The organism is Nonomuraea sp. NPDC050783 (genome assembly GCF_040802095.1).
GTDB lineage: Bacteria > Actinomycetota > Actinomycetes > Streptosporangiales > Streptosporangiaceae > Nonomuraea.
Genome location: NZ_JBFAHK010000032.1, coordinates 70060 through 82580 on the forward strand (window position 1 = coordinate 70060; position 12521 = coordinate 82580).

General features: G+C 74.0%; 8 protein-coding genes and 1 pseudogene. 4 read left to right on the forward strand and 5 right to left on the reverse strand.

Annotated elements, in window-relative coordinates:
- Nucleotide 1 precedes the first annotated feature (1 nt).
- Nucleotides 2–1018, reverse strand: a complete 1017-nt coding sequence (locus AB0H75_RS45230) for a LacI family DNA-binding transcriptional regulator (protein ID WP_367807291.1) — start codon at nucleotides 1016–1018, stop codon at nucleotides 2–4.
- A 228-nt stretch (nucleotides 1019–1246) separates the two neighbouring features.
- Here AB0H75_RS45230 and AB0H75_RS45235 point away from each other — a divergent pair, with 228 nt between their 5' ends.
- Nucleotides 1247–3604, forward strand: a complete 2358-nt coding sequence (locus AB0H75_RS45235; RefSeq protein WP_367807293.1) for a beta-glucosidase — start codon at nucleotides 1247–1249, stop codon at nucleotides 3602–3604.
- A 1-nt stretch (nucleotide 3605) separates the two neighbouring features.
- Nucleotides 3606–5663, forward strand: coding sequence for a beta-galactosidase (locus AB0H75_RS45240; RefSeq protein ID WP_367807295.1), 2058 nt, complete (start codon nucleotides 3606–3608; stop codon nucleotides 5661–5663).
- A gap of 46 nt (nucleotides 5664–5709) precedes the next feature.
- Here the strand turns inward: AB0H75_RS45240 and AB0H75_RS45245 are convergent, their stop codons facing one another.
- From AB0H75_RS45245 to AB0H75_RS45260, 4 genes and pseudogenes are all read right to left on the reverse strand, one after another.
- Nucleotides 5710–6183, reverse strand: a complete 474-nt coding sequence (locus AB0H75_RS45245; protein ID WP_367807297.1) for a hypothetical protein — start codon at nucleotides 6181–6183, stop codon at nucleotides 5710–5712.
- Between the two features lie 129 nt (nucleotides 6184–6312).
- Nucleotides 6313–7266 carry an adenosine deaminase gene (gene add / locus AB0H75_RS45250; protein WP_367807299.1) on the reverse strand — a complete coding sequence of 318 codons (954 nt, stop codon included), beginning with the start codon at nucleotides 7264–7266 and terminating at the stop codon, nucleotides 6313–6315.
- 76 nt (nucleotides 7267–7342) lie between these two features.
- Nucleotides 7343–8245: pseudogene (locus AB0H75_RS45255) on the reverse strand (RNA polymerase sigma factor); the annotation flags it as partial.
- A gap of 279 nt (nucleotides 8246–8524) precedes the next feature.
- A complete protein-coding gene (locus tag AB0H75_RS45260) occupies nucleotides 8525–9955 on the reverse strand; it encodes a wax ester/triacylglycerol synthase family O-acyltransferase (RefSeq protein WP_367807301.1) in 1431 nt (476 codons plus the stop codon).
- A 155-nt stretch (nucleotides 9956–10110) separates the two neighbouring features.
- Here AB0H75_RS45260 and AB0H75_RS45265 point away from each other — a divergent pair, with 155 nt between their 5' ends.
- Together AB0H75_RS45265 and AB0H75_RS45270 are read left to right on the forward strand one after the other, a co-directional pair.
- Nucleotides 10111–11289 carry a cysteine desulfurase-like protein gene (locus AB0H75_RS45265; RefSeq protein WP_367807303.1) on the forward strand — a complete coding sequence of 393 codons (1179 nt, stop codon included), beginning with the start codon at nucleotides 10111–10113 and terminating at the stop codon, nucleotides 11287–11289.
- A 73-nt stretch (nucleotides 11290–11362) separates the two neighbouring features.
- On the forward strand, nucleotides 11363–12337 hold the full coding sequence (locus AB0H75_RS45270) for a tyrosine-type recombinase/integrase (RefSeq protein ID WP_367807305.1): 975 nt from the start codon (nucleotides 11363–11365) through the stop codon (nucleotides 12335–12337).
- The last annotated feature ends 184 nt before the right edge of the window (nucleotides 12338–12521 follow it).

Here is a 12521-nt window from a genome sequence, read left to right on the forward strand (position 1 = left end):
GTCAGGCGGTCCTGGCGGGCGGGCCGGTGCTGGAGCGGACGATGAGCGTGGTGGCCAGCTCGATGCGCGTCCCTGCGGCGCCGCGCGGATGGGTCAGCTCCTCGCTGATGAGCCGGACGGCCTCGTTGGCCATGTCGTCGAGCGGCTGGCGGACGGTGGTGAGCGGCGGCGACAGGGTCTCGCACAGCGGCGAGTCGTCGAAGCCCACCACCGCCAGGTCGGCGGGCACCCGGACGCCGCGCTCGGCCGCCGCCTGGTAGACGCCGGCGGCCTGGAGGTCGGAGCCGGCGAAGACGGCGCTGGGCGGGTCGTCGCGGTCGAGCAGCTCGGCGCCGCGCCGCTTGCCGCCGGAGACGAGGAAATCGCCGTAGCGGGTCAGGTCGGGGTCGGGCTCGATGCCGAACGTGCGGTGGGCGGCCAGGTAGCCCTCGTAGCGGTCGAGGGTGCACTGCACGTCGAGCGGGCCGCCGATGAAGCCGATGCGGGTGTGGCCGAGCTCCAGCAGGTGGGTGGTGGCCAGCACGCCGCCGTTCCAGTTGGTGGCGCCGACCGTGGACAGGCGCGGGTCGCGCTGGCCGACCGGGTCGAGCAGGACCAGCGGGACGTGCAGCAGCTCCTCGATGGCCCGGATCTCCTCGGAGTTGGCGCGCGAGAGCACGAGCACGATGCCGTCGGTGCCGCGCTTGCGCATGATCCCGATCCAGCGCCGCAGGTCGAAGTCGGGCCGCAGGGAGGAGGTCACGACGAGCGAGAACCCCCAGCGGGCGGCCGCCTTCTCGGCGCCGCAGACGACGACCTGCGACCACGGCGAGCCGAGCCCGTCGATGAGCAGGTCGACGATGCCGGCCCGGGGCGTGGTGGGCGGGCGCGGGGCCTCGTAGCCGAAGGCGCGCACCGCTTCGAGAACCTTGTCCCGGGTGGCGGCGGAGACGTGTTTCTTGCCGCTCAGGACCTTGGACACCGTGGGCACCGACACTCCGGCTGCCGCCGCGACGTCCGCGAGCGTGGCTCGGCGCACGGAAATCTCGCACCTCCACAACTTTTCGGAAAGTATCGGAAAAGCCTCGGGGCCCCGGTGAGCTGGGACAACCGCAGCCATGCCGCTCTTCACGTGGACCTGTTGACATTACTACGAGCCGGAGCCTACCGTAACGCTTCGGCAATGTCACGGTAATATTTCGGAAAGTTGGTCAGAAACTTTCTGACCGAGTTCTGTCAGCGCTTTTTGCAACACCTTCGAGGGATCATGCCTGCACGTGTGGAACAGCCGGTGTCGGAGCTGGAGGAACGCCGCGCCCGGCGAGTCCGGGACCTGATGGCCGAGATGTCGCTCGACGAGAAGCTCGCCCAGCTCGTGGGCGTATGGCTGAACGCCAACCGCGACGAGGGCGTGGTCGCCCCGATGCAGGACTCCATGCAGGGCGAGGAGGTGGAGTTCGAGGCGTTCGCGGGCGCCGGCCTGGGCCAGATCACCCGCCACTACGGCACCCGCCCGGTCGACCCGCGCCACGCCGCCGGGGTGCTGGCCGCCCGGCAGCGGTGGCTGCGCGACCGCACCCGGCTCGGCGTCCCGGCGCTCGCCCACGAGGAGTGCCTGACCGGGCTGGCGGCCTGGCGGGCGGCGGTCTACCCGGTGCCGCCCGCGTGGGGCGCGTCGTTCGACCCGGAGCTGGTCGAACGCATGGCGGGCCGCATCGGGGCGAGCATGCGCGAGCTCGGCGTCCACCAGGGCCTCGCGCCGGTGCTGGACGTGATCCGCGACCAGCGGTGGGGGCGGGTGGAGGAGTGCATCTCCGAGGACCCCTACGAGGTGGCCACCATCGGCGCCGCCTACGTCCGCGGCCTGCAATCGGCGGGCGTCGTCGCCACGCTCAAGCACTTCGTCGGCTACTCCAACTCCCGGGCCGGCCGCAACCTCGCGCCGGTCCACGCCGGCGCCCGCGAGGTGGCCGACACGCTGCTGTTCCCCTTCGAGGTCGCGGTGCGCGACGCCGGCGCGGGCTCGGTCATGAACTCCTACGCCGAGATCGACGGCGTCCCGGTCGCCGCCGACGCCCACTACCTGACCCGGGTCCTGCGCGAGGAGTGGGGCTTCGACGGCACGGTCGTGGCCGACTACTTCTCCGTCGCCTTCCTGCACACGCTGCACGCCGTCGCCGAGGACGCCGAGGACGCGGCCGTGCAGGCGCTCACCGCGGGCATCGACGTCGAGCTGCCCACCGGGGTGGCGTACCTGGAGCCGCTGAAGAAGGCCGTCACCTCGGGCCGCCTCGACGAGGCGCTCGTCGACCGGGCGTTGCTGCGCGTGTTGCGGCAGAAGGCCCGGCTCGGGCTGCTCGACGACGGCTACGAGCCGGTCGAGCCCGAGGGGCCGGTGGACCTCGACGACCCCGGGGCGCGCGAGGTGGCCCGGCTGCTGGCCGAGGAGTCGGTCGTGCTGCTGGCCAACGACGGCGTGCTGCCGCTCGGCGACGCGGCCGGCCGCCGGCTGGCCGTGGTCGGGCCCAACGCCGACGAGGTGGCCGCGCTGTTCGGCTGCTACTCCTTCGTCCAGCACGTGCTGCCGCACTTCCCCGGGGCCGAGACCGGGATCGCCGCGCCGACGCTGCTGGAGGCCCTGCGCGCGGAGCTGCCCGGCGCGGTGATCGAGACCGCGCGCGGCACCGGCGTGGACGACGGCGACCGCTCCGGCATCGCCGAGGCGGCCCGCCTGGCCGCCGGCAGCGACGTGGCGATCGTGGTGCTCGGCGACCGGTCGGGGCTGTTCGGGCGGGGCACCTCGGGCGAGGGCTGCGACGCGGAGAGCCTGGAGCTGCCCGGCGCGCAGCGGGAGCTGGCCGAGGCCGTCATCGCCACCGGCACGCCGACCGTGGTGGTGCTGATGACCGGCCGCGCCTACGCGGTGCCCGGCCTGCTGCGCGACGCGGCCGCCGTCGTGCAGGCGTTCTTCCCCGGCGAGGAGGGCGCGGGCGCGATCGCCCGGGTGCTGAGCGGGGCGGTCAACCCGTCGGGCCGGCTGCCCATGAGCCTGCCCCGGTCGGTGGCCGGCCAGCCCTACAGCTACCTGCACCCCAAGCTGGGCGGGGCCGGGTCGGTCAGCAACATCGACCCCGCGCCCGCGCTGCCCTTCGGCCACGGGCTGAGCTACACGACCTTCGCCTACGCGGACCTGTCGGCCGACGCGACGGCTCCGGCCGGCGGCTCGATCCGCTGCTCGGTCACCGTGCGCAACGCCGGCGACCGGCCCGGCGCCGAGGTCGTCCAGCTCTACGCCGCCGACCGCGTCGCCTCGGTGACCCGGCCGCTCGCCCAGCTCGTCGGGTACGCCCGCGTCGAGCTCGCCCCCGGCCGGAGCGCCAGGGTCACCTTCGAGGTGCCGTCCCGGCTGCTGGCCTTCACCGGCCGCGACGGGCGCAGGATCGTGGAGCCCGGCGAGGTGGCGCTGTCCGTCCGCCGCTCGGTGGCGGACGTCGTCGAGGAGCGGGCCGTGATGCTGACCGGCCCCGTCCACGAGATCACCGGCGCCGAGCCGCGCCTGACCGCCGTGACGGTCGAGCCCGCCGAGCCCACCCAGCCCGCCGAGCCCGCCGAGCAGGAGCGCTGAGATGACCCGCATGGACGCCTTCAGGAGCCGCATGAAGGGCCTGGCCTACGGCGGCGACTACAACCCCGAGCAGTGGGAGCCCGACGTCTGGCGGGAGGACGTGCGCCTGATGCGCGAGGCCGGGGTGAACATCGTCTCGCTGGGCGTGTTCGCGTGGGCGTCGCTGGAGCCGGAGCCCGGCAGGTACGAGTTCGGCTGGATGGACGAGGTCATGGACCTCCTCCACGACAACGGCATCAGCGTAAACCTGGCCACCCCCACCGCGGCCCCGCCCGTCTGGCTGACGCACCTGCACCCCGAGGTGTTCCCCATCAGGGAGGACGGCCAGCCGTTCGGCTTCGGCAACCGCCTCCACTACGACCCGTCCTCGCCGGTCTACCGCCGCTACGCGGCGAACATCACCACCAGACTGGCCGAGCGGTACTCCTTCCACCCGGCGCTGGCGATGTGGCACATCAGCAACGAGTACGGGCCGACCGCCTACAACCCGGCCGCCGCGGAGAACTTCCGCCGCTGGCTGCGCCGCCGCTACGGCACCCTGGACCGGCTCAACGAGGCGTGGACCACCCGCTTCTGGGGCCAGGTCTACACTGACTGGGAGCAGATCGACGTCCCGCACATCCCGCGCACCTGGATGAACCCGACCCGCCGCCTGGACTTCAAGCGCTTCACCTCCGACGCGCTGCTGGAGTGCTTCGTCGCCGAGCGCGACATCGTCCGCTCCTTCCGCGACGACATCCCGGTGCTGACCAACTTCATGCGCTTCTTCCGGCACGCCGACTACTGGAGGTGGGCGCCGGAGGAGGACGCGGTGGCGCTCGACATCTACCCGGACCCGGCCGACGCCGGTTCCCACGTCTCGGCGGCCTTCACCTTCGACCTGTTCCGCTCGCTCAAGGGCGGGCAGCCGTGGCTGCTCATGGAGCAGGCGAGCAGCGCCGTCAGCCAGTGGCGGCTCAACGTCGTCAAGGAGCCGGGCCGGATGCGGCTCGGGTCGCTGCAGGCGCTGTCGCGGGCGTCCGACTCGGTGATGTTCTTCCAGTGGCGGGCCAGCCGGGGCGGGCAGGAGCGCTTCCACTCGGCGATGGTGCCGCACTCGGGCCCGCGGTCGCGGACGTTCCGCGAGATCAAGGACCTGGGGCGGGAGCTGAAGCTGCTGGCGCCGGTCGCGGGCACCACCTCCCGGTCGGAGATCGCGATCCTGTTCGACTGGGACGGCTGGTGGGGGCTGGAGGAGGTCTTCGGCCTGCCGCGCTCCGACTTCAGCTACACCGACATCGTGATGCGGCACTACACGCCGCTGTGGGAGCGCCACCACGCGGTGGACGTGGTGGCGGAGAGGTCGCCGCTGGACGGGTACAAGGTGCTGGTGCTGCCGAACGCGTACCTGATCGGCGACGAGGGGGTGCGGCGGATCACCGAGTTCGCGCGCTCCGGCGGCACCGTGCTCATGTCGTTCTTCTCCGGCGTCGTGGACGCCGACAACCGGGTGCGCCCGGACGGGTACCCGGGGGCGTTCCGCGAGCTGATCGGCGCCAGGATCGACGAGTACTGGCCGGCCCGGCCGCACGAGGAGTTCGCGGTGAAGCTCGCCGGCGGGGGCACGGCCACCGCCACCTGGTGGCGGGAGGACCTGCACCTGGAGGGCGGCACCGCGCTGGCCACCTACGCCGACGGGCTGCTGGCGGGCCGGGCGGCCGTGGTCGAGAACCGCTACGGCGCCGGGCGCGTCGTCTACGTCGCGACCCTGCTGGAGCAGGCGGCCTTCGACGCGCTGGTGGCCGGGACCGTCGAGGCGGCGGGCGTGCGCTCGCGCTTCCCCGGCGTGCCCGCCCACGTGGAGTGCGCCGTGCGCGGTGACGAGCGGCACGAGTACGTGTTCCTGCTCAACCACAGCGGCGAGCTGGGCGCGTCGGTCCCCCTGGACGGCGAGGGCACGGACCTGCTCACCGGGCGGCCCGTGGCGGGACGGGTGGAGCTGGCGCCGCTGGGCGCGGCCGTGGTCAGGATCCCGGCCGTCCCCCCGGCGACAGGGGCCGGGGCGGCGGCCGGCAGGTGACGTGCACCCGTCAGGTGACGTGCACCCCTCAGGTGACGTGCACCCGTCAGGTGAAGTGCACCGACACCGCCGACCCCGGCACGACGGCCAGGAACCCGCAGAGCGCGGCGTACAGGCCCAGCGCCAGCGCGCGCCGCCACCAGCCGGCCTCGCGCGCCGTGGCCAGGACGGCGAACGGATAGGCGAACACCCCGGCCAGCACGATCGCCATGCCCGCCAGGTCGGCCGCGAGCAGCTGCACGGGCAGCAGAAAGGCGGGCCCGGCGAGGGCGACGGGCCAGGCGGGGCGCACCTTCAGCAGGCACAACAACGGCCAGACGAGCACGAGCACCGCCCAGCGGCCCGACTCCCACGCCTGCTGCGGCGGCACCGGCCACCTGGACTCCGCGGTGAGGGCGAGCACGAGCAGCGTCCACCCGGCCTGGACGAACGGGAGCAGCGCTCCGGCCAGCCCGGCGCAGGCCACCTGCTGGGTGAGCCGCTCCCGCGCGGACTCCTGTTCCGACGTCGCCAGGTTCACATTCTCCAGGGTGCAGCACGGCGTCGGCGATGACCAGACGTGCGCGAAGACTCGGGGGGCGCGCGCAGGGATGAACTCCGCCCCGGGCGCCGGGTGCGGGATGCCCGCAGCGCGCGTCCCTGCCGGGCGTCAGGGGGCGGGGGCGGCGAGCCAGGCGTCCACCTCGCCCCGCAGGCGGGTCTTGACCTCCGGCGGGGCGAAGGAGGCGTCGATCGAGGCGCGGGCCAGCTCGGCCAGCTCCCGGTCGCCGTAGCCGAAGACCTCGCGCAGCCGGGCGTACTCGTCGGCCAGGGCCGTCTCCCCGTCGGTGTTGACCGTGACCGCCAGCCCGGCGGCCCGCAGCCGCGGCAGCGGATGCCCGGCCAGCGAGGGCACGAGCCCGAGCAGCACGTTGGAGGTCGGGCACACCTCCAGCGGGACGCCGCGCTCGCGCAGCTCCGCCACCAGCTCGGGGTCGTCCAGCACCCGGATCCCGTGGCCGATCCGCTCGGCGTGCCCGAGCGTGAGCGCCTCGCGTACGCTCGCCGCCCCGGCCGTCTCCCCGGCGTGGTGGGTCAGCCGCAGCCCGGCGTCCCTGGCGGCGTCGCACACCGGCGCGAAGGGCGCCAGCGGGTACGCCTCGTCACCCGCCACCCCGAGGCCGATCACCTCGTCATGCCGCACGGCCAGCTTGTACGTCCGCCACAACCGCTCGACCGGCCGCCGCCTGGAGTGGTCGAGCAGCACCCGGCACTCGATGCCGTACCGGGCCGAACCCTCGGCCAGCCCGTCCAGCACCGCCTCCAGCGGCATCTCCGGCTCCCCCAGCCGCTCCCCGTGCGCGGCGGCGGTGAAGGTGACCTCCGCCCAGCGGGTGCCCTGCGCGGCCTCGTCCTCGCAGAACTCCACCGCGACGCGCCGGAAGTGCTCGGGCGCGCGCAGCAGCCCGCGCACCCGTGCCCGCGCGTCGGCGAACTCCCTGAAACTGGCGAAACCGGTCTCGGGCGGGCGCTCGCCGCCCAGGTCGCGGGCGGTCTCCGGGCGTACGGTGCTCTCCAGGTGGACGTGCAGGTGGGCCTTGGGCAGGGCGCGTACGTCTCTCACGCGACACACCCTAAAGGCCCGATCCGGCCGGACGCAGGTGGTTTTGTCCCCGCCGGAACGGCACCCTCACCCCGGTCTAGCTCAGGTAGTCGCGCAGCGCCAGCGAGCGGGACGGGTGGCGCAGCTTGGACATCGTCTTGGCCTCGATCTGGCGGATGCGCTCGCGGGTGACGCCGTAGACCTTGCCGATCTCGTCGAGCGTGCGCGGCTTGCCGTCGGCCAGGCCGTACCGCATGCTGATCACGCCCGCCTCCCGCTCGGACAGCTGGTCGAGCAGGCTGTGGAGCTGCTGCTGGAGCAGCGTGAACGACACCGCGTCGGCCGGGGAGACGGCCTCGGTGTCCTCGATGAGGTCGCCGAACTCGCTGTCGCCCTCCTCGCCCAGCGGCATGCTCAGCGAGACCGGCTCGCGCCCGTAACCCTGGACCTCGGCCACCCGCTCGACGTCGAGGTCGGTCTCGGCGGCGATCTCCTCGGGGGTGGGCTCGCGGCCGAGGTCGCTCTGCAGCCGGCGCTGCACCCGCGCCACCTTGTTGATCAGCTCGACCATGTGGACGGGGATGCGGATGGTGCGGGCCTGGTCGGCCATCGCCCGGGTGATCGCCTGCTTGATCCACCAGGTGGCGTAGGTGGAGAACTTGTAGCCGAGCCGGTAGTCGAACTTCTCGATCGTCCGGATCAGGCCCAGGTTGCCCTCCTGGATGAGGTCGAGGAACAACATGCCGCGGCCGGTGTAGCGCTTGGCGATGGAGACCACGAGCCGCAGGTTGGCCTCCAGCATGCGGCGCTTGGCCTCGACGCCGTCGGCGGCGATCCACTCCAGGTCGGCCCGCAGCTCGTCGGACAGCCCCTCCTCGGTGTCCAGCCGCTCGCGGGCGAACAGGCCGGCTTCGATGCGCTTGGCCAGGTCGATCTCCTGCTCGGCGGTGAGCAGGGGCACACGGCCGATCTCCTTGAGGTAGGCCTTGACCGAGTCCGCGCCGACGGGCGCATGGCCGTCGGCGCTGTTGTCGTCCAGTTCGAGAACCTCTGCTGCTTCGGACAAGATTCGCTCCTCGCTCGCGTTGGATGGACGCACGGAATGCGGGTGAAGGATGGGACTGCGGCATCGCCACCTTGTGCAATGAAACGGGCATGGCAGGACAAGAAGAAGCGGGACCGTGTGGGTCGTCACCTCCAAGCTACCCAACCTGCGTGGTTCGGCAGCACGCCGTTCCCAAGGTGCCACATGCCCCCGACAGTTCCGCCGGGCACGGGGTCAGCGCGGCAGGGCGGCTTCCGCGTTCAGCAGGTCGTCGAGTGCGGTACGCAGGCCGCCGGCCAGCTCCCAGGGATCGGGGATCATCGCGCGGTCGGTGACGACGCCGATGTCGAGCGAGCCGTTGTAGGAGAAGGCGGTGATGTTGAGGCCGCCGCTGACGTCCGTGATCACCGAGACCGGGTAGTGGGTCAGCAGCAGCCCGCCGCACACGTACAGCGGGAACTGGGGTCCCGGCACGTTCGAGATGATCAGGTTGATCGGCGGGGCGGTCTCCCCCACCAGCGCGAACGCCGAGCGCGAGGCCAGGCCCATGAGCGCGGCCGGCATCGACTCGCTGAACTCGCGCAGCCACCGCGCCGGCGCCAGGGAGAACCGGTCCTTGATCCGGTGCATGGCGTGCCGCACCTCGGCCAGCCGGGCGGCCGGCTCCGCGACGTGCACCGCCAGCGGCGCGGTCATGATCGTCACCTGGTTGCCCCGGCCCGGCACGCCGGCCTCGCGCAGCGAGAACGGCACCCCGGCCACCAGCGGCCGGTCGGGCACGCCGCCGTGCGCGGCCAGCCATCCGCGCAGCGCGCCCGCGCACACCGCCATGACGACGTCGTTGACGGTGACCCCGAACGCCTTGCGCACCGCCTTGACCTCCTCCAGCGGCAGCGACACGAACGCGAAACGCCGGTGCTGGGAGACCGGCCCGCTGAACGGCGTCCTGGGCGCGGGCAGGGACGGCAGCCCCGGCACGCCGCCGTCGCCGGCCAGCCGGCGGGCCAGCCCGGACAGCAGGCGGCTGCCGGGCAGCCAGGACACGACGGGGATCTCGTCCAGGTGCGGCACGGCGGCGGCCGCGAACCGCGCCGCCTGCGCCGGGTTGAGCGCCAGCCGCGCCAGGCCGCGCGCCAGCATCTCCGCCTGTCCGGGCGGCGGCTCGTCCCGCTCGGGCGCGACCGGGGGCGGCGGCGCGGGCTCGGGGGTGACGTCGAGCAGGGCGGCCAGCACGTCCGCGCCGCCGATGCCGTCCACGGCGGCGTGGTGGATCTTGGTGTAGAGCCCCATCCGGCCGCCGGCCAGGTTGTGGATCAGGTAGATCTCCCACAGCGGGCGGCCGCGGTCGAGGCGGCGGGCGTGCAGACGGGAGACCTGCTCGGCGAGCTGCCGGTCGTCGCCGGGCGGCGGCAGGCCGATCTCGCGGACGTGGTAGTCGAGGTCGAGGTCGTCCTCCTGCACCCAGTACGGGTGGTCCAGCCCGAACGGCACCGGCGCCAGCCTGCGCCGCAGGGCGGGCACGTACGGGAGCCGCCGTTCGAGCAGGGCCTGGAGGTCGGCCCGGTTGAGGTCGCCCTCCAGGACGGCCAGGCCGGCGATGTTGGCGACGTTCGTGGCGGTCTCGACGTTGAGGAACTGGGCGTCCAGGGCGGTGAGCTGCGGCATGGGCATACCACCTCCGCCCCGAACAAATCAGACTCCGCCCGTCACTTCAAGGCCGCCGCCGCGACGTCGCCCACGCCGCCGCCGTGGCGGTCGAGCGGGTACTGCCGGGCCAAGGTGGCACGGTTGAGGTCGCGGCGGGTGAGCATCTACCTATCATGCCTTTCCCCATCAAAGCGGTACGCGCCTGCTATCCCGCGCTCAACGACGGCCACGCCTACCTCGACGGCGCCGCCGGCACGCAGACCCCCCGGGCGGTGATCGACGCCATCTCCGACGCCTACCGCTGCGGGATCGGCAACGTGGGCGGCGCCTTCCCCGCCAGCCACCGCTCCGACGCGATCGTGGCGGCCTGCCGCGCCGCCGTGGCCGACCTGGTCGGCGGCGACCCCGCGGGCGTGATCCTCGGCCCGAACATGACCACCCTCACCTACCGCCTGTCCCGCGCGATCGCCGGCCCGGGCGACGAGGTGGTGCTCTCCCGGCTCGACCACGACGCCAACGTCCGCCCCTGGGTCCAGACCGGCGCCACCGTGCGCTGGGCCGAGGTGGACCCGGTGACCGGCGAGCTGCCCGTCGAGCAGTACGCCGGCCTCGTCAACGAGCGCACCCGCCTGGTCGCGGTGACCGCCGCCAGCAACATCCTCGGCACCCGTCCCGACGTCGCGGCGATCGCCGAGCTGGCGCACCGGGCTGGGGCGCTGGTGTTCGTGGACGGCGTGCACGCGACCGCGCACGGCCCGGTGGACATGCGGGCGCTGGGCGCGGACTTCTACGCCACCAGCGCCTACAAGTGGTCCGGCCCGCACGTCGGCGCGGTGGTGGCCGATCCCGCGCTGCTGGAGACGCTGCGACCGGACAAGCTGGCCTGCTCGCCCGACACGGTGCCGGAGCGGTTCGAGACGGGCACGGCGGCCTTCGCCGACCTGGAGGGCGTGACGGCGGCCGTGGACCACCTGGCGGCGATGGTGCCGGGCGCGGGCACCCGGCGCGAGCGGCTGCTGGCCTCGATGGCGGCGGCGGAGGAGCACGAGCTGGAGCTGTTCGGCGCCCTGGTCGAGGGCCTGGAGACGCTGCCGCACGTCACCGTGTACGGCAAGCCGGCCCGCCGCACCGCCACCGTCTACTTCAACGTGGCCGGCCACGCCCCGCGCCGGGTCGCCGAGCACCTGGCCAGGCGGGGTGTCAACGTCTGGAACGGCCACAACTACGCCTGGGAGCTGACCGGCGCGCTCGGCGTCCGCGACTCCGGCGGGGCCGTCCGTGCCGGGCTCGTCCCCTACAACGACCGCTCCGACGTGGACCGGCTGCTGGAGGGCGTGGCCGCGCTGCGCTGAGCCCGCACGGGCCCCCGGTCCCGTGGCGCCGCGCGCGCTCCCGGACCGGGGGTGGCGTTCTAAGATCGTGCGGGTGAGCCTGCCTGCCGTTCCCGGAGCGATGGCGGCGCCGGCGGTCGAGCCGGCGCGCGACCCCTACCACGTCTATCTCGACTCGCTCACCAGCCCGGAGTCGCGCCGCACCATGCGCGGCTGCCTCGACCGGCTGGCCCGGCTGCTCACCGGCGACGAGAGCGCCACGGGCGAGGGCCAGCCGTGGCACCTGCTGCGTTACGAGCACACGGTACGCATCCGCACGCTCCTCACCGGCCAGGGCTGGTCGGCCGCCTACGTCAACAAGCACCTGGTGGCGCTGCGGCGGGTGATGAAGGAGGCCTGGCGCCTGGGCCAGGTGAGCGCCGAGGACCTGGCCCGCGCCACCGACCTCGCGCCGGTGCGGCAGCACCGGCTGCCGTCCGGGCACCACGTGCCGCCGGAGGTGGTCGGCGCGGCCCTGTCCGCGTGCGACGACTCCCCCGCCGGCGTCCGGGACGCGGCCCTGATCGCGGTCCTCTACTCCACCGGCTGCCGCCGCGCCGAGCTGGGCTCTCTCACGCTGGCCGACTACGACCCGGGCGCGCGCTCGCTGCGGGTGCGCGGCAAGCGCGACAAGGAGCGCCTGGTCTACCTGACGACGGACGCGATCGGCCTGGTGGAGCGCTGGCTGGCGGTGCGCGGCCCGGCGCCGGGCGCGCTGTTCAGCCCGCTCAGCGTGGCGGGGCGGCTGCGGGCCCGCGACGGGCGCCCGGTCGGGCTGACCGGGCAGGGCATCGCCGACATCCTGGCCCGCCGTCTGTCCGCCGCGGGCGCGGCCCCCCGCACGGCCCACGACTTCCGCCGCACCTTCATCGGCGAGCTGCTGGACGCCGGCGTGGACCTCGCCACCGCCCAGGCCCTGGTCGGCCACTCCTCGCCGGCCACCACGGCCCGCTACGACCGCCGCCCCGAACGCACCCGCCGCGACGCCGTCGACCGCCTCCGCCTCCCCGCCCCCCGCCCCCTGGCCTGACCCCGCCGACCGAGCCGGCCGTCAGTCGTCTTCCTGGACGCGCGGAGCGAGGGACCGCCCGCGCGTGGGTCGCCCGCGGATGGGTCGCGCGCGCATGGGTCGCCCGCGCATGGGTCGCCCGCGCATGGGTCGCCCGCGCATGGGTCGCCCGCGCATGGGTCGCCCGCGCATGGGTCGCCCGCGC